This window comes from Mycolicibacterium vulneris (genome assembly GCF_002104765.1).
GTDB classification, from domain to species: domain Bacteria; phylum Actinomycetota; class Actinomycetes; order Mycobacteriales; family Mycobacteriaceae; genus Mycobacterium; species Mycobacterium vulneris.
In genome coordinates this window covers 36,130-59,153 of record NZ_NCXM01000029.1, presented here as the reverse complement: position 1 = coordinate 59,153, position 23,024 = coordinate 36,130, and the positions used below count along the sequence as shown (strand labels likewise).

Annotated in this window: 18 protein-coding genes and 1 pseudogene; 6 read left to right on the top strand and 13 right to left on the bottom strand. The window is 63.5% G+C overall.

Annotated elements, in window-relative coordinates:
• Positions 1-564 precede the first annotated feature (564 nt).
• From B8W69_RS23440 to B8W69_RS23430, 4 genes are all read left to right on the top strand, one after another.
• Positions 565-936, top strand: a complete 372-nt coding sequence (locus B8W69_RS23440) for a MerR family transcriptional regulator (RefSeq protein WP_073875675.1) — start codon at positions 565-567, stop codon at positions 934-936.
• Complete coding sequence (locus tag B8W69_RS31860) at positions 933-1,064, top strand: Rv3202a family protein (protein WP_281255249.1); 132 nt, start codon at positions 933-935, stop codon at positions 1,062-1,064. Before B8W69_RS23440 ends, B8W69_RS31860 begins: the two co-directional genes overlap by 4 nt.
• A gap of 405 nt (positions 1,065-1,469) precedes the next feature.
• Complete coding sequence (locus tag B8W69_RS23435; protein WP_230493386.1) at positions 1,470-2,726, top strand: MFS transporter; 1,257 nt, start codon at positions 1,470-1,472, stop codon at positions 2,724-2,726.
• A gap of 416 nt (positions 2,727-3,142) precedes the next feature.
• Positions 3,143-3,604 carry an Hsp20/alpha crystallin family protein gene (locus B8W69_RS23430; RefSeq protein WP_042911648.1) on the top strand — a complete coding sequence of 154 codons (462 nt, stop codon included), beginning with the start codon at positions 3,143-3,145 and terminating at the stop codon, positions 3,602-3,604.
• 151 nt (positions 3,605-3,755) lie between these two features.
• Here B8W69_RS23430 and B8W69_RS23425 read toward each other — a convergent pair whose 3' ends face one another.
• From B8W69_RS23425 to B8W69_RS30735, 3 genes are all read right to left on the bottom strand, one after another.
• Positions 3,756-5,885 (bottom strand): amylo-alpha-1,6-glucosidase, encoded by a 2,130-nt coding sequence (locus B8W69_RS23425; protein ID WP_042911647.1) that lies wholly within the window; start codon positions 5,883-5,885, stop codon positions 3,756-3,758.
• Positions 5,882-7,060, bottom strand: a complete 1,179-nt coding sequence (locus B8W69_RS23420) for a glycosyltransferase family 4 protein (RefSeq protein ID WP_372506962.1) — start codon at positions 7,058-7,060, stop codon at positions 5,882-5,884. Before B8W69_RS23420 ends, B8W69_RS23425 begins: the two co-directional genes overlap by 4 nt.
• A gap of 351 nt (positions 7,061-7,411) precedes the next feature.
• Positions 7,412-7,630, bottom strand: coding sequence for a hypothetical protein (locus B8W69_RS30735; protein ID WP_042911646.1), 219 nt, complete (start codon positions 7,628-7,630; stop codon positions 7,412-7,414).
• A 296-nt stretch (positions 7,631-7,926) separates the two neighbouring features.
• Between B8W69_RS30735 and B8W69_RS31600 the strand changes: the two are divergent.
• Positions 7,927-9,263 (top strand): annotated as a pseudogene (locus B8W69_RS31600) (IS256 family transposase); the annotation flags it as partial.
• Positions 9,264-9,697: 434 nt separating this feature from the next.
• Here the strand turns inward: B8W69_RS31600 and B8W69_RS23395 are convergent.
• Both B8W69_RS23395 and B8W69_RS23390 read right to left on the bottom strand, forming a co-directional pair.
• Entirely contained in the window at positions 9,698-10,306 is a 609-nt protein-coding gene (locus B8W69_RS23395) for a hypothetical protein (protein ID WP_133058024.1), read from the bottom strand.
• A 275-nt stretch (positions 10,307-10,581) separates the two neighbouring features.
• Positions 10,582-11,007, bottom strand: coding sequence for a PAS domain-containing protein (locus tag B8W69_RS23390; RefSeq protein ID WP_051445881.1), 426 nt, complete (start codon positions 11,005-11,007; stop codon positions 10,582-10,584).
• Between the two features lie 994 nt (positions 11,008-12,001).
• Here B8W69_RS23390 and B8W69_RS23385 point away from each other — a divergent pair.
• A complete protein-coding gene (locus B8W69_RS23385) occupies positions 12,002-14,779 on the top strand; it encodes a tetratricopeptide repeat-containing protein (RefSeq protein ID WP_133058023.1) in 2,778 nt (925 codons plus the stop codon).
• Between the two features lie 32 nt (positions 14,780-14,811).
• Here B8W69_RS23385 and B8W69_RS32320 read toward each other — a convergent pair whose 3' ends face one another.
• The 8 genes from B8W69_RS32320 to B8W69_RS23350 form a co-directional block, all read right to left on the bottom strand.
• Positions 14,812-15,570, bottom strand: a complete 759-nt coding sequence (locus B8W69_RS32320) for a hypothetical protein (protein WP_071509895.1) — start codon at positions 15,568-15,570, stop codon at positions 14,812-14,814.
• Positions 15,567-16,271, bottom strand: a complete 705-nt coding sequence (locus B8W69_RS23375) for a MerR family transcriptional regulator (RefSeq protein ID WP_080691182.1) — start codon at positions 16,269-16,271, stop codon at positions 15,567-15,569. The genes B8W69_RS32320 and B8W69_RS23375 overlap by 4 nt, the downstream gene beginning before the upstream one ends.
• Before the next feature lie 195 nt (positions 16,272-16,466).
• Positions 16,467-16,694, bottom strand: a complete 228-nt coding sequence (locus B8W69_RS23370; RefSeq protein WP_085292147.1) for a Site-specific recombinase — start codon at positions 16,692-16,694, stop codon at positions 16,467-16,469.
• Positions 16,695-17,201: 507 nt separating this feature from the next.
• Positions 17,202-17,366 carry a recombinase family protein gene (locus tag B8W69_RS30730; RefSeq protein ID WP_165762675.1) on the bottom strand — a complete coding sequence of 55 codons (165 nt, stop codon included), beginning with the start codon at positions 17,364-17,366 and terminating at the stop codon, positions 17,202-17,204.
• A 313-nt stretch (positions 17,367-17,679) separates the two neighbouring features.
• Complete coding sequence (locus B8W69_RS23365; protein ID WP_085292146.1) at positions 17,680-18,978, bottom strand: lipase family protein; 1,299 nt, start codon at positions 18,976-18,978, stop codon at positions 17,680-17,682.
• A gap of 105 nt (positions 18,979-19,083) precedes the next feature.
• Positions 19,084-20,136, bottom strand: coding sequence for an LLM class flavin-dependent oxidoreductase (locus B8W69_RS23360; protein ID WP_165762674.1), 1,053 nt, complete (start codon positions 20,134-20,136; stop codon positions 19,084-19,086).
• A gap of 351 nt (positions 20,137-20,487) precedes the next feature.
• Complete coding sequence (locus B8W69_RS23355; protein WP_085292126.1) at positions 20,488-21,573, bottom strand: LLM class flavin-dependent oxidoreductase; 1,086 nt, start codon at positions 21,571-21,573, stop codon at positions 20,488-20,490.
• 195 nt (positions 21,574-21,768) lie between these two features.
• Positions 21,769-22,782, bottom strand: a complete 1,014-nt coding sequence (locus B8W69_RS23350) for an AraC family transcriptional regulator (RefSeq protein ID WP_085292125.1) — start codon at positions 22,780-22,782, stop codon at positions 21,769-21,771.
• Between the last annotated feature and the right edge of the window lie 242 nt (positions 22,783-23,024).

Below are 23,024 nucleotides of genomic sequence, written 5' to 3'. Positions count from 1 at the left end.
CCGCGCGCACCGTGTGCGCCGTGCTGCTCACCGGTTCTCCAAGGCCTGCGGAGGTGGTGCCTGCGGAGGTGGTGCTCGATGGCACAGCATCGATAGCAGCCGGCGCGGGCCAGCCCGCCCAGGCAGCGAGGAGCATCAACCCTGCGAATCCGCGCCGGGGCGCTCCGCAGATAACCCCGCCGTGCTGCGGATCAGCATTGCCGGGTGCCCGCCCCGACACCTGCCCGACGGTGAATGCGGTGGCTCCCGGGCCATGACGGCAACCGGGAGCCGCCGCGGGTGAATGGCCTAAATTACGCGCTGCGACGCGTTGTGCAGCGATAGGACGCGCGTCCCAGCGTGCACCGATGGCGACGTGAAGCGATGCCCGACCGCCCCCGACCCCTGACTGCCCCACCATTACCGCCAGCTCAGCTGTAGCGCTACGCAGGCCGGGAGGGTGAACCGCGGCCCCATCGTTCCCGATCATTACCGTGGGTGATCTATGCGAGCCAACATAGCTTTCATATAGCATTGGTGTTAGGTTGAGGCAAGAGCGGAGTATCGACCGAAAGGGAGCGCCCATTGCCCAACGACCAGCGGCCACGTCCAGGGCGCGGGGTGTACGCGATCTCGGTCGCCGCCGAGCTCACCGGTCTGGATCCGCAGACCCTGCGTCTCTACGAGCGGCGCGGGTTGCTCACCCCGGCACGGACCGGCGGGGGCACCCGCCGCTACAGCGATGACGACGTGGTGCGCCTGCAGCGCATCAGTGCCCTGGTCGCCGGTGGCGTCAACATCGCCGGAATCGCCCAGATCCTGGCGTTGCAAGACCTCAACGGTGAACTCGAGTCCGACCTCAGCCACCTCAGGTCCGAAAACGCCCGCCTGCGCCACACCGGCCCGGGCAATGAACACCTGGTGGCGACTCGAGGAAGGGGAGCCCGTCAGCGATGAGGATCAACGTCGAAAACTGTCAACTGCCCGACGATGTGCCCATCGGCGACGCCGTCGAACAGCAGCAGCCCGTCGACGCCGATACCGAGGACGGCCTCGATCGTGACCACCTCGCCGACCCCCTGTAGCGTGATGCCAACCCCATCGACGTCAGCGATCAAGCCATCATCGTTGCCTGGCCCGACGACGACCGCGACGCCGGCACCACTGGCTAGCCTGCGGCTAGCCCCGTGTCGGGGGGAACTGGATGAAATCTCTGTCTCCGCTAGTCGGGGCGCCGATGGGATGGGCGACGTTGCCGAGCAGGTTAGCGTGGACGCTGGCGAGCTTGCGGATTACCGCTGGACAGGCAGGACTTCCACCGGCAAAGCCTGGTGGATAAGCCGCCGGCGATGCTGTGGCTCTGGGCCCCCTGGTGCCCGATGTGCCAAAAGCGAAGCGCCCGTGGTCGGTCAAGTTACCGTTTCCCACCCGGCCGTGAACCGGTGCGATCGCATTGCGAAGATCCGACTCGATGCCTGAGTATTCAGGGGATGGCCAGCCAAGCCACGTCGATGCTCACGGTGCCGATCCGGGATCGCGCCGCGCTGCAGGCGGTCAATTTTTTCATGGCGGACATGGAAGCCGGCATGGGCCCGTTCCTGGGTGTCTTGCTCGCGAGCCGCGGCTGGACCACCGGGGCGATTGGCACCGTTATCACCTTGGGTGCGATTGTCGGCATGTGCACGGTGGCGCCCGCGGGGGCGCTGGTTGATGCCACCACCCGCAAACGCGCCTGTGTGATCGTAGTCGGTCTAGCGGCCGTGGCGGCTTCGGCGGTGATTTTGACGTCGCGGCAGTTTTGGGTGGTCGCCGCCGCGCAGTCTGTTATGTGCGTTTCCGGGGCGATGATCGCCCCGGCGGTGATTGGCATCACACTGGGCCTGGTGGGCCAGGCCGGGTTTATCAGCCAAAACGGTCGCAATCAGGCGTACAACCACGCCGGCAACATGGCCGGCGCCGCGATTGGAGGTCTGCTGGGCTGGGTGTTCGGATACGCCGGAGTGTTCTGGCTTGCCGCAGCCTTTGCGGTGGTCACCGTCCTCGCGGTGTTGAGAATCCCCGCCGGTCGCATCAACCATCATGTCGCGCGCGGCGAGATCTTGGCCGGCGAGCAGCCCCCGGTCAAACGACTACGGGTGTTGGTAAAGTCCCGGCCGCTGTTGGCGCTGGCCGCCGCCGTGATGCTGTTTTGGCTGGGTAATGCGGCGATGCTGCCGCTCTACGGGCTAGCCGTTGTCGCCACCCACGCCAACGCGTTCACCACCGTGGCCAGCACCGTCGTGGTGGCACAGGCCGTGATGATCCCCGCATCCCTGGCGGCCATGAGGATTGTGCAAACTCATGGCTACTGGCTAGCCATTCTGATCGCGTTCAGCGCCTTACCCATCCGCGCGCTCGTCGCCGCCGGAGTCATCACGACCTGGGGAGTGATACCGGTGCAAATCCTCGACGGCGTCGGGGCGGGCATGTTGTCCGTAGCGGTGCCCGGGCTGGTGGCCCGCATCCTCGACGGCACCGGCCACATCAACGTCGGCCAAGGCGCGATCATGGCCGCCCAAGGACTTGGGGGAGCTCTCAGCCCGGTGCTCGGCGGGTTCACCGCCCAAATATTTGGTTTTTCAGCGGCTTTCGTGATGCTTGGCGGATTGTCGATGGGATCGCTGGCCATCTGGCTCGGGTTCGCGCCCATGCTGCGTCGCACCGGCAACCACATCTCACTGGCCTCTGCCCCCGTCGAGGCGACGTGAGCGAGGGATCCAACCCGTCACGGGGAAGGTACGTGCCCGGCGATATGGTCCGGGGGCCCCATGGGGCTCGCGGGCACTGCCATGGAGGTGACACCCAGTGTGCGGTGGAGGGGAAGCCGAGAAAGCCTTCCGGGACAACACCGTTTCCCGCCGCGTCACATCCCTAATCCCGACCAGTTCTCATCCACCATCCCATCCGGTCCCGTGTCGGGGCGGTGAAAGCTGGGCTGCGGGGCGCTGCGATGGAGTTCCGCTCTGGCACACCGGTCGTTGCCCGTATCCGGTGCAGGGCCGCGCGCCGGCGGGCCTGGCGGCGTCTGGCAGCGGGCCGGTGAGAGCGCTAAAGTTGTTGGCGCACAGTAATTTTGCTGCCCGCCAGGGTGGCGGGCACCGAGTGTGACAGGAGGTGGATTGCTGTGTTGCGTTTCGATCCGTTCACTGATTTCGACGCTCTGGTGCGTGACGTGCTGGCCGGGCCGGTCGGGTCGAGCCGCGGTCCTCGGTTCATGCCGATGGACTTGTGCAAGATCGACGACCACTATGTGCTGACCGCCGATTTGCCCGGGGTCGATCCGGGGTCGATCGACGTCAGCGTGGACAACGGCACCCTGACGGTGTCGGCGCGGCGCACCGCCCGCTCCGAGGAATCGGTGCAGTGGCTGACCGCCGAACGGTTCTTCGGCGAATACCGTCGGCATCTGTGGCTGGGAGAGGGCATCGACGCCTCAGTGATCAGCGCGACGTACGAAAACGGGGTGCTCACCGTCAGCATCCCGCTGGCCGAAGGGGCCAAGCCGCGCCGCATCGAGGTCGCCCACGGCGCGGCACCACACGTCATCGAAGGCCAAGTCGTGCAATCACCCACAGAAACCGCCTAGGACGCTGGTTGCGGCACCCGCGGCGGGCAATACCCGCTGCGGGTCTGTGTGCGCATGTCGGGGGCGGCGTTGTGGCAGCAGCGAATCCACACCATCAGATGATTACGGATCAGGCGGTGCCGCGCACGGAGCGAGCGCGGCGATACCTGGGTCATGCTGAGGAGCTGAGCAGCTGCCAGTCCTCGGGCATCCGATGTATTTTGACCGTGTCACCCTCGGCTTCCAGATCGATGCTGGCGTCTCCCAGGCGCAGGTCGGTCAGCACGACGCGGCCCCACGCCTCGGGCAGATGCGGTGTGACCGCTATCTGGCGCGCCGGCACGTGCGGTTCGAGTCCCAGCAACGATCTGAGCAGCAGGACCGGCGCGGCGCTGGACCAGGCTTGCGGTGAGCACGAGGTGGGGTACGGGATCGGTGAACCGAACTGCGACCGGGGAAATCCGCAGTACAGCTCAGGCAGCCGGGTGCCGAACGCGTCGGCGGCATCCAGCAGGCCGTTAGCCAACCGGTGGGCTAGGACGTGGGCTTCGCGCACATGCGGGTAGCGCAGCAGCCCGGCCACCGCGATCGCGGTGTCGTGCGGCCAGATGGCGCCGTTGTGGTAGCTCATCGGGTTGTAAGCGCCCATCGTGGTGGCCAGGGTGCGCAGCCCGAACCCGCTATCCATCTCACCGGATGCCAGGTGTTTGACCAGCGTTGCGGCGTGCTCATCGGTGGCGATACCGGTCCATAGGCAGTGCGCGACGTTGCTGGTCAACGCATCGACGGGCTGTTTGCGCCGGTCCAGGGCCACCGCGTACCAGCCGCGCTGCGGCAACCAGAACGCCTCGAGGAACCGCGTGCGCAACGCCTGGGCGCGCTCGCGCAGCTGCCCGGCTCCCGTGGGGTCGTCGAATGCCTCGGCCAGCTCGGCGCGCGCCAGCAGGGCCGCGTAGTGATAGCCCTGCACCTCGCACAGCGCGATCGGCGGCTCGGCGGTGCGGCCGGTGGCGTCGTTGATGCCATCGAAGCTGTCTTTCCAGCCCTGGTTGATCAGGCCACGGTCGGTGGCGCGCTGGTACTCGATAAACCCGTCACCATCACGATCGCCGTAACGCTGGGCCCACGACAGCGCCGCATCAGCGGCCGGCAGCAGCGAGCGTACCACTGACGGGTCGGCGCCCCACCGCCACGCTTCGGCCAACAGCATCACAAACAGCACGGTGGCGTCGACCGACCCGTAGTAGACGGCGCCACCCAGCACGTCGGTGCTGGCCGGGCCGCGGCGGATCTCATGCATGATCCGCCCCGGCTCTTCCTCGGTGATCAGGTCCACCCGCCGGCCCTGCACCGCGGCAAGCTGCTGCAAGGTGCCCACCGACAATCCGACGTCCAGCGGCAACGCCATCCACGCGGTCAGCAGGCTGTCGCGGCCGAACAACGTCATGAACCAGGGCGCTCCGGCGGCCACGAACGAACGACCCTGACCGCTCTCGTCATGCATCAGCAGCGCGCCCAGGTCGCTTTCGGTTTGCCGCAGCACCTCGGTGAGCACGCGATGACCCGCCTCCACGGTGGTCGCGGTGTGCCGCCAGGCCTCCAGTTTGCGCGCCGGGGCACTGGACTGCAGGTTCTCGCCGCGACGGAATCGGGTTCGCACGGTGTTGTTGGCCCACGTCGGCTCGGCGAGGATCTCGGTGTGCCAGCGCTGGCCGGCAGCCACCACCACCCGCCAGGTCAGCCACCCCGGTGCCACCACCGGCTCCCCCGAGGCGGTCACCCGCAGGCCGCGGACCCGATCGCCCCACTCCAACAGCACCAGTTCACCGTCGATGGCGGCCACCTCGGCGCCACCGCGCGCCGCGCGGCCCTCCTTGACGGCGAATAGGTCCGCGAAATCGGCGTCGACGTGCAACTGCAACACCACCACGGTGGGTTCGTGGTCGAGGTTTTCCACCGAGATGGTCTCGCGCAACCCGTCGGCCACCAGCCGCTCCCGAACCAGCAGAAGTGTGCTGTCGGCCTGGCCGCCGCGCGGGGCGCGGCGCAACACGAATTGCGCGGCAAACCCCGCCGACGGCTGCACCGACAGCGGTTCGGGCGGCTGGCCGTCGACCCGAAGCTCCCACCGAGACAACACCCGCGCGTCGCGGAAGAACAACCCATGCGCGCGGCCCGCGACCACGTCGCCGAGACAATCGGACAGGCAAAACGTCGACCCCTCCACCAGGGTGACGGTGTCAGCGCCGGCCCCCAGACGCGCCGGCGCACTGGTGTTGAACGCCGCGGGCGCGTCACTCATGCGGTGACCATCTCATCCGTCGACTCACGCCGCCGGGATATCGGGTTGCTCGCCGCCCGAGTAATCTCTTCGCCGTACAGCAGCCGGCGATAGATCCGCTCGTAGCCCGAACCCAACTGCGCCACATCGAAGTTCGCCGCGACATGCCGACGACACGCGTGCGGGTCAAGACTGCCCGCCCGCTCGATCGCGGCCGGCAGCTCAGCCGGCTGCTCACAAATCACACCGGTGACTCCATCGATGAGAACCTCAGCCACCGCTCCGCCGCGCAACGCCACCACTGGCGTGCCACAGGCCATCGCCTCGATCATCACGATCCCAAACGGTTCCTCCCACTGAACCGGAAACAGTAAACACCGCGCACCGGCGAGCAGCTTGCGCTTGCTGACCGCGTCAGCCTCACCGAACACGTGATCGCTGCCGGTCAGCAGCGGACGCACCCGCTGATCGAAGTAGGCCTTCTCCGACGCTTCCGAGCACTTGCCCGCCAACACCAGCGGCACGCCCGCCTCGTGGGCGGCCTGCACGGCCAGGTGCGCACCCTTATACGGGGCGAAACGGCCCAAGAACAACGCATAGTCGCCCTTGTCGGTTTCAAACGGCCACTGCTCGACCTCCAGCGCGTTATGCACGCGCCCAACCCAATTCAGGTCCGGGGCCAATTCGCGCTGGCGATCGCTGATCGCCACCAACGCCACGTCTGCACCCAATCCGCGATAGTACGGGTACAGATCGGCATCAATGGGGCCGTGCACCGTCACCACCGTCGTCAAGCCCAGCCCCCGGTAGACGGGCACGTTGAGCACACCGGCAAAGGTGTGATCGTGCACGATATCGACGCCCTGATCCGCCGCGAGGTCCGCGACGGCGTTACGAACCTTCAATGCATGCATGACCTCCGGATAGGGCTCACCAAGCCGATCCGGAATCGTGCGATCCCACAACGACACAAACCGCGCCGCCGTGCCCGACTCACCAGCCCCCAACACCGTCACCTCATGCCCACGAGCAACCAAAGCATCCACAAGATCAGCAAGCACCGCCTCCACACCCCCATAGCCCTTCGGCGGAACGTCGAAATACGGCGGCGCCACCTGCACAATCCGCAACCGCCGGGCCCGACCATCGGGCCGAGAATGCGTCGACACACCCTGCACGAAATCGATGCTGCGCACTCGGATTTCCTCCTTTCCCAACATCCACAAGCGTTAGCACTTCGATTCCTTGAGTGCTAATTATGGCCCGCTGTGCACGCGCCCGCCACACACCCCAACCGTCACCGACACCCCGCCCGCCACACACACGACGACGGCCGCAACGAGGCCCGTTGCTGAGTGCCTAAAAGCCGAGCGCGATCACCACCGATCGCGAGACGAATCAGCGTTAGCCAGCACCACTCACGAGCTGGCGCCGCGGCCAAACCGGCTCTTCGTGATCGAGCGTGCACCGGTGGTTAGCGGAACGCTGGGGAAGGGTGTCGTGTCGGTGAGCTGAGGCGGGCCCTCGGTGGGTGACGATGCGGGTTCCTACACCAAGCTCCACCAACACCACCGAGGGGACCCGTTGCGCGAGGCCAATGCCTGCCCGCGCTCTGTTGTTGCCGACACGATCATGCGCACGATCGAGTTGGGGGTGACGATCACCGACGCCGCCGTCGACGACACCCAGACCACGATCTTCTGCACCCCCGTGGTGAGGAATCCGCGTTGTCCGGACTGTGGGCGCGACGGCAGGTATCGCGACACCGTGACGCGGCCATTGACCGACCTGCCTGTGGCCGGCCGCCGCCAACCAAAACACCGCGGGGTACCCGAACTGCCAGCCCAGCAGCCCCGACAGCGCAGCACCGGCCATATTGCCAGCGTGATTCCAGGCCTGGTCGCGACCGTTCTGGCCGGTGAACCCGGCCTGGCCCACCACACCAAGGGTGATGCCAATCACTGTCGGGGCGAGGTCGCGTCCGAAAGCCGGTGTAAAAGGGGGCCGGGCGTAGGTTCTGCTTCGAGACCGCCAAGTCATCGAAGTGAAAGGACCTACGCCCGTGCCTGCACGAGTATCACCGACCGATCGTGTTCGCGCCAAGATCGACGAGCTGTTCGCCTCCGATCGTGAGCTGCCCGACATCTTGGAGGAGGTGGCCCGCCTCGGCGCGCAGTTGCTGATGCAGGCCGCGCTGGAGGCCGAGGTGACCGAGTTCCTGGGCCGGGAGCGCTGCCAGCGCGCCGCCGCGGCACCGGATGCCCAGCCCGGGTCACGCAACGGCTATCAGCCGGTGACGGTCAAGACCACCGCCGGCCCGGTCACTTTGGAGCGGCCTAAGCTGCGTGACACGACCACCGCGTTCGCTTCGCGATTGTTCGGCAAGCACGTCACCAAGACCAACGCACTGGAGTCGCTGGTGATCGCCTCATTCGTGCGGGGGTTGTCGGTGCGCGATGTGGAGGCCACCCTGGCCGACGCGCTCGGTGATCAGGCCGCGATCTCGAAATCAACGGTGTCGAGGTATGCCAGGCGATCAAGACCGAGTACGACAGCTGGGCGGCGCGGAGGCTCGACGAGGTGGTGCTGGACTACCTGTTCTTGGATGCGTCGTTCTTCCGGATACATCCTGGCTCGCCGGCCGAGCCGGTCTTGGCCGGCTGGGGCATCACCACCGACGGCAAACCCGTCTTCGTCGGCCTGGCCCCTGGTGCCGGCGAGTCGACCGACGCCTGGGCCGATTTCTTGACCGACCTGCGCGACAGGGGCTTGGGGTGCCCGCTGCTGGTCATCTCCGACGGCGCGGCCGGCCTGATTGCCGCGATCGAGCAGGTCTTGCCGGCCGCGCTGCGGCAACGCTGCCTCATCCACCGGCTACGCAATATTCTGGTCAAGATCCCCGCCGGGATGCAGGCCGAGATCCGCGACGGCTACTGGGCCTGCTTTGACACCGCCGAGGTCAACACCGGGCCCGGTCCGCGCCTGGTCGAGCTCGTCGACGCCCGGCTGACCGCGTTCGCCGAGCGTTACGGCACCACGTATCCGGCGGCGATGAAGATCGTGCTGACCGATCGCGAAGGCCTGACCGCCTATCTGAGGTTCCCGGCCGAACACCATCACCGCATCCGCCACTCGAACTTCATCGAACGCACCTTCGGTGAAACACGGCGCCGCGCAAAGGTAATCGGCCGCTTCCCCGGAGAAACCAGCTGCATCAGCATCGCCTGGGCTGTCCTCGACCGCGCCTCCCGCGGCTGGCGCGGCCTCGCCATGACCCCCGCGGGGCTGCGTCAACTGCAAGACCTACGCCGCAGCCTGCTGCAACCACCCCGCCAACTGCGACCCCAGCACAACCAGGACTGCCCAAACAACACCACCGAAACCGCCAGCGCCACGGCGTCACATCAACCACCGAAGCCAGAACCTTCATCGGCCTCATTTACACCGGATTCCGGACGCCACCATCGTCACCCCAGCAATACACATGGCGGCCTGCGCAGCACCGATGACCCAAAACTGTCGCGCCGAGAGGATCAGCGCAGAGGCCGTCACCGTGCACGCGCCGACGGCGACGACACAGGCCCGCTTGCGCGTGGTCGCATCAACCAGCGCTCCCGCCGGTGCGACCGCGACCATGCCAACAATGGCACCCAGGGTGACCACCATACCGGTAGCGGCGGTGCCCCAACCACGACTCTGCAACACCACACCAAAAACGGGCCCATGCCGGCCGACATGTCGGCCATAAAGAAGTTGACGGCAAGTAAGGCTGTCCGATCACATCTCGACCCAATCGGCCTGGTCATTGGCCCCACTGCACCCCACCCGATAATTTACTCGACCGCCAAGGGCCCGCGGCGTTCGATTAGTGTCACTGCTGCATCAATCAGATACTTCGCGATAACATGAACAGCGGAGCGGGCAGGCAGCACCTTGCACACGAAGGCAGGGTTGCTTGCTGTCGCGCGGCGGATCACTTCTCGGCAGCCGGGGGCGAATTCAGCCCGCTGCTCAATAAACCCGAAGGCATACGGGCTTATTGAGAAGGACGTTCGCTCATACCGGATGCAGTGCCCATCGGAGCTAATGGCGTAACCGCAGACCTGATCGGCGTCGGCGGTCAAGGGCCAAAATGGTGCCGCCACGTCGAAATGGCACACGATCTCAAAGTGAGAGCGCCCTGCGGGCGGCGCGTCGCGATCCGCGAATCGTGAACTACAAGTCGTGGCGATGTCATAGGGGCGCACCCGGTATTGGCGCATCAAATAAACAAAAGCCTCTGTTGCCGCGCGAGCCGCCGCGGGCAGATCTTCGGCCCAGGCCGTCGCTGCCGACGCCAGTTCACCGTTACTGCGGTGTTGGGACTCCACCTCCCGATCAGGGATAACGATCGATGGCTGCAGACATATATTTCTGATAACACAAGCGGAAAACTTCCACAAGCTGTAAGGGCAGGTTTGCGCTGAAAGCACGGCCTGGGCCGGTAGGCGGTCGTCTCCCGAGAACCTGGCTACGTCGAACGGCCCTGCAGGCGTCGGACGGGCCGCAGGTGGTGCAAGTCGATGCTGAACAGTGCGTGATCGACTCGGGCCAGTCGATCGGGCAGGGTCACGCCATTGTCGAAATTTGATGTTGGTCGCCTGGGAACAGCCACCAAGATATCGAAGGCGCGCGGCCCGAGCGCCGTAGGCGACGATGAACACCTGTGTGGGCCTGATTAATCTGCCCCCGCGCAACCGCCGTCTCCGAGATCGTCGTGGTGATGTCCTCCCGAATCGCCCGTGGTGACATCCAGGTAAAACCCCGAAGTGCCGATGACCGAACCCGACTCGTCGACCATGCTGTCACCCACCACGACCACAAAGCGGGTATGCCCGGCCGTGTCAATGATGCGGTGCCGACTGTTAAAGGGCTCCCCCTGCAGCACCCGATCCAAAACAGCCGTGACTTGCTGGCGATCGTCGGGATGTTTGTGCAGCAGGAGCAGCTCGGTGGTCGGTGTCACCGTTCTCGGCTCATAGCCATGCATCCGGGCAACCGCCTTTGACCACTCCCAGCGCTGGCCATCAAGGAAAAACCGGAACCGACCGACCCGCTGCGCCGTGCCAGCCACCACAGCGGCGTCATCGAAGTCGTCAACCACTTCACAACCTCCTGCCCGCACCGCAGAAGCCTCTGTCTGGGCTGGCGTGTGGGCGCGGCGAAGCCTCCGGGGTCACGTAGCACATCGGAATCGTCACCATCTTTGTCGAGCTCCCGACATAGTTTGCACTTTTCGACACTGGCTTTGCGCTCCGAGTGTGATCTGGCTGGTCGCGATAATCTGTTCCTAGCAACAGAGATAATTCATGTCAAATGCATGATTCTTCGTAGCTCACCGAGCCGACATGTCTATGTCCGTAAACGGATGTGGCCCCACCTCCTGATCTTTTCGACCCCGAACCGACCCGACGTGACCCGTCAGACCGCCTGATGCTGAGCAGTGATTACTGATGCTGAGCAATGATTAGAGGTCTGTAGATGAGCCTCGGCGAGGCGGAACGGGCGGACCTTCCCGAGGACGATCTGAAGTCCGTTTGTCTGATCAAGGACCGGCGTCGGCGCCCTGATTCGGGAAGCTACGCCCATGCTCACGGTTGTGGCAGCGGTGCGCCCCCTCTGCAACAGCACGAGAGATCGCTACGCTTGCATCCACTGCACGCCCGATGACTCACGTCGCAAACTCGACTGGTCAGGTCAGACTCAGTTGAAAGGTCTCGACCCGTGTCGCAGATGGCCAAGTCCCCCTCGGACACAATCTTGTTAGCTGGCAGTGTCCGTAAATCAGCTCCGAACTGCATCGGAGCGGATTTTTCGTGGTTGCTTACGTCCACTCGACACCGACACGGACCCCCACAACTAACGCCGGCGGCGAAAGCACCGCCGCGAAGAACTCACCACTGCGACCACCGAGGTCGCAGGCGATCAGACCTGCCGATTAGTAACGGATTCAAGAGGACCGTGAATTGCTTCGACATGTCTCCGGACTCACCGCGATTCAATGCGCCGCGTCCTGGTGACACTGGCGGACGTAAAGGTTCAGCCGGACTGTGGTGGATAGTCTGGCGACCAAGTACCTGACAACGACGGGGAGCAGAATGGTCGCGTTGGGCGGCGGTGGTATCGCAGCCTTCGGTCTCAGGTACCAGTACCTCGTAACGGCCGAATACGTCTTGGGCTTCCTTCGAAATAACCTCGCTCTGATACCGCACACGACGCTGGTGATCGAGCCGCTGCATAGGAAGGACGATGGCAAAGACGACGATGTAGTCGACTTCGCGGTCGAGATCGACGACGAGCCATCGCACAACGTGCAGGTGAAGTCGTCCTCTGAGCCCGATGATCACCCACTGCAACCGGCTGCTGCGGGAGAAGTCTTCGACCGACTTGTGATCCACCCCGCTGAAGAGAGAATTCTGCTCACGAACAAGCCCCTCTCGCCCGTCCTGGCCGACGCGGCGATAGAGCAAACGACCTATGCGAGCCGGACGGAGTACACCTGGCCGTCGGGCCCGCAGGCACCTGTTGGAGCTGCGGAACCGCGCATCATCTTCGACTCGCGAAGCACGGCTGAGTTGTTCGACTCAATCACGGAGTTGATCAAAGGTTTCCGCGTGGAGCGTGGACGCTCGCCAGGCACCGTCACCTGCCAGCTGCTGGTCTCGATCCTTGTCGACTTCATCTTCAGCGCTGCGGCGGGGACAGAACCAAGCAGAATTTCCGCCCTCGATCTCCTCGACAAGCTCGTCATGCCGGACGCAGCGATCGCGCAAGTCGCCGGCGGATTTGATTGGGGCTTACCGATTACCAACATCCCCAACTATCTGTCGACCGTTCCCAGGCTGGGCTACCTCAATGAGATTCAAAGCCATCTCGACCTTACGAAGGAAGTGTCGACTCCTTCTCGCGTGGTGTTAGCGGGCCGGACAGGAAACGGGAAAACCGTTCTTGCATCGGACTATTGCCATATTGAAGCCATCTCGTACGCGTTCATATGTTGGGTCGACTGTCGCGACGTTGACTTCATCGAACCGCAGATCCGCAATCTGATTGAGCAGTTGAACGAGACCGTCCCAGGTGGCACGACAATCGGGCCGGTGTTCGCCGGCATCCTCGGCCGCCACCCGGGCCCTTGGTTGCTCATCTTCGATGGACTCCAAAACCGCACAGATATCGAGGAATACATCCCGTCGCGAGGTTACGGCTCGATTATCGTCGCATCCAATAACAGTCTCAACTGGTGGCCAACTGCTCCGGTTATCGAAGTGGCTGAGTTCACCGAAGATGAAGCCATCGATTGCTTTGCAGCGTATGCGGATATCGGGCCCGCAGATCTCGACCGTGCCCGCGATTCGATCCGCGAGATTGTTGTCCGTTTGGGTCTGGTGCCCTTGGCTGTGAGCATGTCTGCGATCTACTTCAAGAACACTGAGGGTCAACTCGACGAGTTGGCTTTGCAGTACTTCAGCGATTTGGAAGCGCTCGCCGACGATGCATCGATACCGCCCGGCTTCCCGTCGACGGCGTTTGCAGCTATCCAGCATGCCGCCCGCAGCTTGGCAAAAGGCACGCGAACCGGGCAGGTGTACGGCAGGTCGGCGCGGGCCGTCGTGGAGATCGGCTGTCTGCTTGCACCAGAACTGTTGCCACTCAACTTCGTTCTGCAGGCGACAGACGAATCAGTCTACGTCGATCTTGCGAACCTCCCGGTACCAACCGAGGTAGATCAAGCTGTTCGTCGGGGAGTTCTGTCTGCGTTGCGCACGCAGTCCATCGCTCAGCGAGTTGTGAACGACGGGGAAGGTAACCGCACACCCGTCAGTGAGACGGTTGCGGTCCATCCCCTCGTACACGACATTCTCCGCCGGTCATACTTGGCCGCTGTACCCCACGGCTATCTAGAGTCCCAGTGCACCGTATTCATGTACTTCCTTGTCGGGTGGCTGGGAAAGTTGCGCGACCAAGGCGAATTCTTCGCAGTCGAACAGCTTCGCGTCCACGCCGATGATCTTCTGGCGCTCATCGCGGAGAACGAGCCGTTATCATCGATGTCGAGGCAGAGTCTCCGTGTATTCACCTACGCAAAAGCACTTCTGCGCGCCGAGCTCAGCACGTGCGCAGCGAGTCGTGGCAGGCTGCAGCAGGCACTTGAACTCGGTCATGCCGCAACACAGGACCTGGCGCCGTGGCTGCATGAGCAACATGCGCGACTCATCCGAGCCAAGATTCTCAGCAACATGATCGGCGATCTATCCATCGGCGAGGCAGCCCCGGAGATGGTCTCCACACTCGTGAACCCACTCCTGGTCGCGGTTCGCGAAGCTACAGCCAGCGCGGACGAGTCGAAACGCAGGTTCGGCTACGTAATCGCCGCCGAGACCCTCAGCTACCTCAATCGCACCGATCTGCACCGCAATTCGCCGCTATTAGCCGGAGCGCGGACCGAACTCGCCGGCATCGCGGACAGTGACCCCTCTGCGAATCCTGGCGGTGCGATACAGAACAATCTCGCGAATCGTCTCTACGAGGCGGGGCAGTTTGAGGAACTCCTTCGTCACGTACTCCTATGGCGGGAAGCCAATGAGTCAATCGAAAACGGCGTGCTCCTCGACGCGTTGATGATCGTGTGCCAACTCCATACTGACGATATCGACAATGCGCTAGCCGCGACTGACGCTCTCGTCTCCACCAGCGTGCACGCCAACTACGTACTTCTATCCATGCACGAAGCCTTGAAGAAAGTTGGCCGAGAACTCCACCGGGTGATCCCTACGCTGCCCGCACATCGCGATCGTCTCCAATCCGCGCTGGAGCGCGTACTTGCGCGATACAACCAACTCAGCGATTTGTCGGGAGGAGCTCCTCCCGACAGCTAGGACACTCGAAGCACTGATAACACCCAGGATTGTCAGCCGCCGCTCAGGACTCGCAGTGCTGCGTGCCCTCGTCGTGAGTTTGTCCCCGTAGCTATCCACGATCGATGGCCAAGATCACTGAGCATCGTCCACAGCGCGGCGATACGTTTGCGGTCGCTGCCAATCATCCGAGCGCGATCACCAACCGGATCGGTCACTGCGCAGGCCAGCACTGCCGCGTCATCGAGATGGCGACCGCGATCACGCGAGTCATCCAGGTAGGCAGCGCCTTTGAGCACCAACGCGCCCAGCACGTCAGGAATGCTGAGCGTGACGGCGCCCGCGCCGGCAGTCACCTCACAGTTGACCGTCTTGCGCAGCGCCGAAGTCCCACCCGGGACGGCAAACACCTTCCGCTGCAACACCTTCGGATGAAGCTTGAGCGGAAGGCGATCGGCCACCATGACATCGACCGTCTCGCCGTCGCCAGCACCACGGACGAAACGGTGTACCGGCCCGCTGCCGACGGGTTCACGCAGGCGATATCCGAGGCGTTCCAAGTCACGCCGGACACCACCAAATGTCGCCGCTCCGGTCTCGATGTGCAGGATCATGTCCACATCACGCGTGGCGCGGGTCAGCGGCAACCCCGCCCGCACCGCATGCAGCTGCACCATCAATCCACCCACCAGCGTCCACTGCGTGCAGGGGACGGCGTGGGCGATCTCGACGAGCTGCGGCCACGGCGACGGCCATCCGCCGGCCGGGGCATCCACCTGCCAGAGCGGTCGATTCTCGGCCTGCGGACTCATCGGTCCCGTCGTCCCGACACGCGCCGGCCGGTGTCACCGGAACGAAACCGGTCGAGCAGATCCTCCAGGACACCGATCCCCGCAGCAGACTCACGGGTGTCCAGCGACTCGGCCAAGTCGACCGCCACCGCGGCCGTCACGATGTGGTCGACCGCGTAGCCGGCATCCTCAGGCACCACCCGCACGATCACGTCACCCCCCACGTCATCGATAAGCCCGGCCGCGCCGACCACGCCGGCCAAATCGCGAGCACGAACATAACCCTCGACTCGCCCATCGACAGCCGTGAGATCGAACAGCTGCGACATCGCCTCATCGTGCAATGCACTGACTCCCGAGGCCAGCAGCCCGGTATCGGTGCCCCACCCACGCATCCGAAGCACCGACGCGCGGCGACGCGTCATCCAACACAACTGCGACGCGCCGCCAGCCCGCAGCCGATGCCGCAGCCGCGACAACGCCGAGGCGTCCAGCCAATCCACACGCTCACCGGAGAGCAACGCGAGTGCCGCCCACGCCGTGGCCGGCGTCCATGGGCGCCCATTGTGGCGGACCTGGTTTGCCAGCCGATGCACCGACGCACCATCCAACAACAACGCACCGCCAACCGTCCGCGTCACCGTCAACTCCCCCGCACGGGCAAGCCGCGCGACCTGCCGCGCCGAAACCCCCAGGATCTCCGCACCTGCCACAGCCGTCATCTCACTCACACATATATAGTCGACCAGAGGACGCATTTACGCAATATATGCAGCTCAAACTCATGACGATGGCCATCGGCCGTTCCGTCAACGACCGAGTTGGAAGGTCTCAACTCGTGTCGCAGGTGGACAACTCCCCCCTCGGACACATCCGGCGGCACGACTCAAGTCGGCTGTCGCCTTGACTTGTCGCAGCTATAAATCATAATCAAGGCGCAGACCGAGGCTCGTGCACACCTGATCGCGCTCGGCCCCGGTTGCCTCACCAAGCACCGTTAACAGCCCGCCCAATTCCTGTACCAACTCGTTGATCTGAGCAGCAGACACGACGCAGGCCCTCTCGGCTCGTACAACACGCGCCTTCAGTTCGTCGCGCTGGGCAGTGCGGCGACACAGCGCATCGATGAGGTCCTCAACGGCCACACCGGTCTCCACCGCGGCAATCGAAGCCGCAACCTCGCCCCCCTCCTCGCTGAGCTACTACTGCTGCTGCCGCCGCCGCGAAGCGGCGTAGCGAGCTCCTGCTACCGGGTCGACCACCTGCCCGCCGGCCAGTCCTCCGGATCGGCCAGGCTGGCGACCATTCGTCGAGTCGGGCTGTCACCACGCCCTCACGCAGGTAGATCGTGCGCGGGTGATCACTGAGTTCGGCAGGTACAGAACGCGACCTACCCAGCTCGCAGCGGTCGAGAATGCGGGTCGTTCGCTGTCCGAGCGAGCGGCGCCCTGCATCCGCCGTCCGTACACGGCGCAGACCAACATCCCCCGAAGCGCCTACAGCACCGTCGATTCTCTGCTGCACACGAGGCCGGGACCACGCCGCGCCTGGGCGCGAAGACGAACAGCCTGAGCCAAATCGTCAGGGATCAGTGCTTCATAAGTACGCTGCCGCGGCACGACCCATTCTGCCTGGCCGCGCCACCGCATACGTCACGTCTCATACCCGGCAGCGACGTCGTCAGGATTTACCAGAACTTCGTAGTTCTCCTGCTTACCCCAGACGCGCACACCCAGATGTGTCGGGTTGTCGAGTATGGCGCGGATCGCCGAATGACCAGCCTCACGGGTCACGGTGACGATTCCGTGCCGGGTCACACTGGCTCGGTGAAAGCACACCGTCCCAGCAACCACCGGCGACCCCGGCTTGTGAGGATTTTCTTCACTGGTATCAAGGTGCCACCTATCCGTGTATCAAGGTGTCACCTATTCGTGCAGCAGACCAATACACGCGCAACATACCTGGCGACTGTCGGGTGCCTCTCCGCTTCCTCAGCCGACCTGGTGGGTCCAGAGATCGTGGCTGCCTCGCCAGGGGCATCGCGACCATGCAGTCCAGAATGACATCGTCCGAACTGACTGAATACGACCAGCAGCAAGGCCACGTCACCCAGAGCTGAACAGTTCGTCATCACGCCGTCTGGATTTCGCCGCAGTTCGGTATCGTGGGCACCCCGTTGAACCGATCAGCGATCCACGCCATCGACCGCTCGCCATCTACGAACGCTCCTAAAAGCGCATTTACGTCGAGCTTGTTCAGGAAGGGCGGCTGCTCGTTAGTCCACAACGTGACGTCTGCGCCCATCCGGCACCAATCCCGTGCGGTATCGACAACTGCCGCGTACGGGCCGAACGAATCCCAGCGATTGTGCGATAGATACACCGGGCCGGTCGGCTTGATGTTGCCGATGCGCTGCGCGGCCAACAGGCTTTTGAACGGGTCGACCTTCACGGCTTGGTAGATGTCGATGTTGAACCAGCCATCCAAATGCCGGAACATGTAGTCGATTCCGGTCTGCAGCATGCACTGGCGGCCGGTGTTGGCGAGCATCTCCTTGCCGCGGGGCGTCAACACCTGGTCGATTGCCTCTTCGGTTTGCGGGTAGGAAGCGATGACACCACGCAACAGCCAGCCGGCGGCGCCGGCGAGGAAATTGCCATCGATGGGCGCCAGCACCTGCGACAGATCGGTGGGCGCGCCGCTCGCGTACGTGCCCACGACGTCGAGCTCAGGAGCGTAACTGCCGGCGAGCTCCGCGGCGGACAGCGACGCCTGGCCACCGGACAGCCATCCCCAAAATGCCACCGGCCCATGCCGGTCCAGCGAAGTGCCGGGCAGTTTCATGGCAGCACGTGCCGCGTCGATCAGTGCGGTTCCGGCGGCGACCCGATTCAGCCATTGCGGAGAGCCCGCGGTGTGAACCCCCGATCCGACGCCGTCGGTGATGACGATGGCGAAGCCGCGAGCCAACAGCGTGGCGACGAAGCCCTCCTCAAGGTTGAACATCACGTCGAACCCAGTGTCCAGTGAGGCATGAATACCCTGGTCAAAAAGGCGCGAGGGCGCACACTGCTCTCCCATTCCGTATGGGGCCGTGGCGTAGGCAATCAACGGCCGTGGCCCACTTCCCGGCCATGGTCGGTCGGGCTCGATATAGGTACCGGTCACCGCAACCGGATTCCCGGTGGCGTCGGTACTGCGATACATGATCCGGGTCCCGGTGCCCACAAAAGCACCCAGCTGACCCGAGGGCTCCAGAACCAGATGCACCGGCTCCGTGCGGATCACGTCGCCATTGCGACCGGCCCCAAGCGGGTCAGGTGGGGTGTAGAACTGCTCAAACCGTCCCTCGTCGGCATGGGCCGCCGGAGCCCCATGCATGCCCGGAACTACGGCGCCCACCGTGGCGAGCACGGCCACCACCGTCATCAACAACACCTTATGCCAAGGCTTTACGGACACCGAACCGAAATCCCCAACGCTACCCACGGTCACATTCACCTTTCATCAATCCGTCTCTTATTTCTCTGGCCGTCAGAGATCCGCGACCGCGGGTATGACCTGCTCGGCGAAATTCCGTAGATACTCAGCTGATTCGTCCCACCCCAGCCCCGCCTTGGTCGCCATCAGGTGCAATTCATCGGGAGCGTTGTCATTGCCGTAGGCTTCGACCAGTTCCGCTATCGCCTGCTCGGGGGTCTTGAAGAGTCCTTGCCATCCTGGGATATCTTCTGGCACTTGTGGAATGGTGTTCAGCATCATCTCGGCGTACGGCCGGACACCTTGTCGCTGATAGTTGAAGCTGTGTAGCAGCCCTTCGCGATGCTTGTGCCACGCCCGTTCGGGATCGTCGGTCACGAAGCACGTGCCGAAAGTGTTGATCCGCGCATAGTTGGGATCACGCCCATTGCGGACGCATGCGGTGCGCCAGCCGTCCAGCCACTGTTGCCAGGTGTCGCCGCCGGTCAGCCCCAGGAAGTAGCCGCCGGCAGCGCCGACGTCGAGACCGCGTCTGGCCACCCTGTCCATCGCTTTCTGCGAGAACGCTGCAACCACCCAGATCGGCAATGGCTTCTGCTGTGGCTTCGGGTTGATCCACACCCCCTTCAGGTCGAAGCGTTTGCCGTGGTAGTCGAAGGGTTCGTCTTCGGTCAACGCCCCGATGATCACGTCCAGGCTTTCGTCAAGCAGGCTCGGCCGATAGCGCGGGTTCATGCCGAACATGCCGAATTCCATGTTGAAGGTCTGCCCGACCTGGCCCAGGCCGACATCCAGCCGTCCGCAGGACATGATGTCGATAACCGCAAGTTCCTCGGCAAGCAGCACCGGATGGTGAAATGGCGTCTGAATAATGTTGGTGCCGACTCTGATTCGCGAGGTCCGCGCGGCGGCGGTGGCCAGGGTGGCGGTAATGCCGGGGTTATACCCATCGGGATCACCATGGTGCTCGGCAAGGCTTATGGCATCGAAGCCCATTTCTTCCACCGCGGCCATGTGCTCAAAGGCCCCACCATAGAATTCGCCCCAAGGGGTGAACCATTTGTCGTGCGGCGGATTGCGAAAGTCGTACAGAACACCGAATCGCATTATTTGACACTCCATTTCATGCAATGTTCACAGGATGGTTGACGCCTTCTCGGCCATTCAGCTGATGGGCACCGAGTATCGTTGAGGGCGATTGCCAAAGAAGTCCGAAGAACGTAGGTCGCTATCCGATTAGCGCAGAACCAATTCCGCGATGGCGCGTCAATACTGTTTGATTGCAGCGCAATACACTCGCGCATGTCGACGACATCGAGAACTGAAGCAGATCCGACAGGTGACAGTTGCCGCGTTTACTTCACCGGCGTCACGGACCGGAATCCATTGTCCAAACATGACACAGGTTTGCGCCCAGGGTGCTGCCGGCACTCGCCCGGCAGCACCCTGGCTAGGCCCTCAGCGAGACCCGCCCGCCAATGCCGGCATCACATGCCGGCTGTACAGCTCGTAGGAGCGCAGGGTCTGGTCACGTGTCATGTTCCCGAACGACCCCCAGTTCAGGAAATGACCGCACCCGATCTCATCGACCTGCGCGACGATCTGGTCCCGAACCGTACTCGGTGACCCCACACAGATGATCCCCATATCGATCAGGGCGTCGAACGACACCTCACCCCCGACAAACGGACGAAAGAACGACGAGTAGAACTCGTAGCCCGCCGGTACATGGTCGACGTCATGGAAAACCGCGGCCTCCTTGAACAAACCGAACAGCAAACCGAGCGCCGGTTCGGCGATATCGCGCGCCTCTTGGTCCGAATCGGCGATGACAACGTTGCGGCACACCCCCATGTCACCGGCACCGGGCTGACGTCCCGCGCCCACCGATGCACTCTTATAGGTGCCGAAAACCTTCTTCAGCTCTGCCGTGGATTGGAACACCGAGGTGATGCGGTAGCCCATCTCGGCCGCCCAGGTGACCGTCGCCGGGCTCAGCGCGGTGATCCACAACGGCAGCTCATCGCGCAGGGGCCGCGGCCAGATGCTCACCTCGTCGTAGTGGAAGAACCTACCGTGATGACTGAAAGTTGGTTGATACCAAGCCTTTGTGATGAGCTCAAGAGATTCTTCGAACCGGGGCCGGGTTTCCTCCATGGGGATGTTTTCCTTCAGGAATTCCTGCTCGTCGACGCCGCGGCCGAGCCCGACCTCGAGGCGGCCACCGGAAAGGTAGTCCAGCATCGCGGCTTCCTCAGCCAACCGGCGCGGATTGTGAAACGCGGTGATATTCGCCATGACTCCGACCCGAAGCGATCGCGTCCGTTGCGCCAGCGCAGCGACCAGAAGGTTGGGAGACGGGCTCACGTTGTAGGAACTGAAGTGGTGCTCACTGAAGAAGACACCATCGAAGCCGAGACTTTCCGCTGCAATCCACGACTCCATTTTCCAGTCGTAGAGTTCCTTGCACAGCTGCGGATCAAACTTGGCCGGATCTGCGTTGAAGGGATAGTTGAAGATCTCGAAGATCCACGACTTTGTCATTGAGTTCTCCCATTACCGATGGAACAAGTTGCGGCTCAATATGTCTCAGCACAGAAATTGATCTGGTGCAGAGCACACTTCTCGAACGGGTGCAATCTATCCCGCGGATTATCAGGAAAATGTCCGGATTTCGTGCAGCCGTATCCGATTTCGAAATTGACGACTGACCGGACAGTGCCCGTTACGACTGCGCGGTCAACGGCTACGGCGCAGCGTTTGAGACGGCAATTCTGCGTACTGCTGTTCGTAGTACGCCGCGAACCGGCCCATGTGGTTGAAGCCCCACCGGCGCGCGATACCGAATACCGTCACCACTTCGGGGTCCGACCTCAACAACTCCTCACGCACGTTGCGCAGTCGCGTTCGCCGCACGAAGGACATCGGCGGGACCCCGATGAATTGTGCAAACCCCTGTTCCAGTGCGCGCAGGCTCATACACGCGATCCGGGCCAGATCCGCGGCCGTGGTGATCGCCAGCGGGTCCGCGTCGATCGCGGCCACGACGTCGCGGATCGCCTTCGGTATAGGCACTTCCGCAGGTTCGCGCAGTGCATCCGAGTAATTGTGCCTCTGGCTCAGCAACAGACTCGACCGGAGCAACTGCTCGAAGCGGGAGGCAAGCACCGGATGGCGGGTCAGGCCCTCCGGGTCGAGGATCTCGTTGCGCACGATCTGCAACGTGCGCAGGAAGTCCTGGCCCCAGCGATCGGTCAGATCCATCTCCGGGTGAAACCTGATCGGTGGGCCGATCGGCCTGCCGAGAATGGCGCCCAGGTCGTCCTCCAGGTCGGCCCGGTCGACTCGCATCGCCAGCAGCGCACTGTCATCGGTCCAGCGGTCGAATCGCCATGGCTCGGTCGGCGTCATGACCGAACCCGTAGTCGGGCTCACCTGGACACAATTCTGGCCCGATGCCGCTCGGATGGTTCCGCTCGGCGCATAGCAGAACACATAGAAGCTCGATGTCGGGGGAACATCGATGGTCACGCCACCGACGATCCGGGTCCGCCCGATGCGCAGGCGCTCGGTCTCAGTCATCCGCAATTCGAAGTCGAAATGGGTGGGCACGTTGGCCCGGAGCTGATGTGGGGCGTACGCGCGCGTCAAGAGGTCAGCGGCTTCGTCGGGATCGGAGGTCTCCGTGCAGTCGTCGAGAACCGACAGGTCGGCAACCGAGCTGCCCTGCTGCATGATCTGCGATGCAGTCACCCTCACTCCTCTCACGGCCGAATGGTTCGAGTCGACGATCGAGCCCGTCCACCCTGCATCTTCGGATCCGGCCGTGTCTACAGAGGTAGATAGCACGCCGACTCACTCTGTCGCGGGCAGAGCGTGATATTCCCCACGTCACATCATATCGAGTGTCCGAATATCGCAATAAACTATCCGTTCACCGCGCCCGGACCACTGCATCGGCGCTTGCCGGGCAATACTCGGTGCCCGACCGATTC

Excerpts from the sequence above, each read along its gene's own strand:
- B8W69_RS23365 (WP_085292146.1), bottom strand. The coding sequence starts at position 18,978 with ATGACGGTGGTGGCCGTGCTCGCCACGGTGGGCGCCGTAGTTCCGGGC.
- B8W69_RS23355 (WP_085292126.1), bottom strand. The coding sequence starts at position 21,573 with ATGACAAAGTCGTGGATCTTCGAGATCTTCAACTATCCCTTCAACGCA.
- B8W69_RS31860 (WP_281255249.1), top strand. The coding sequence starts at position 933 with ATGAGGATCAACGTCGAAAACTGTCAACTGCCCGACGATGTGCCCATC.
- B8W69_RS23425 (WP_042911647.1), bottom strand. The coding sequence starts at position 5,885 with ATGAGTGACGCGCCCGCGGCGTTCAACACCAGTGCGCCGGCGCGTCTG.
- B8W69_RS23385 (WP_133058023.1), top strand. The coding sequence starts at position 12,002 with ATGGTCGCGTTGGGCGGCGGTGGTATCGCAGCCTTCGGTCTCAGGTAC.
- B8W69_RS23375 (WP_080691182.1), bottom strand. The coding sequence starts at position 16,271 with ATGACGGCTGTGGCAGGTGCGGAGATCCTGGGGGTTTCGGCGCGGCAG.
- B8W69_RS23435 (WP_230493386.1), top strand. The coding sequence starts at position 1,470 with ATGGCCAGCCAAGCCACGTCGATGCTCACGGTGCCGATCCGGGATCGC.
- B8W69_RS23360 (WP_165762674.1), bottom strand. The coding sequence starts at position 20,136 with ATGCGATTCGGTGTTCTGTACGACTTTCGCAATCCGCCGCACGACAAA.
- B8W69_RS32320 (WP_071509895.1), bottom strand. The coding sequence starts at position 15,570 with ATGAGTCCGCAGGCCGAGAATCGACCGCTCTGGCAGGTGGATGCCCCG.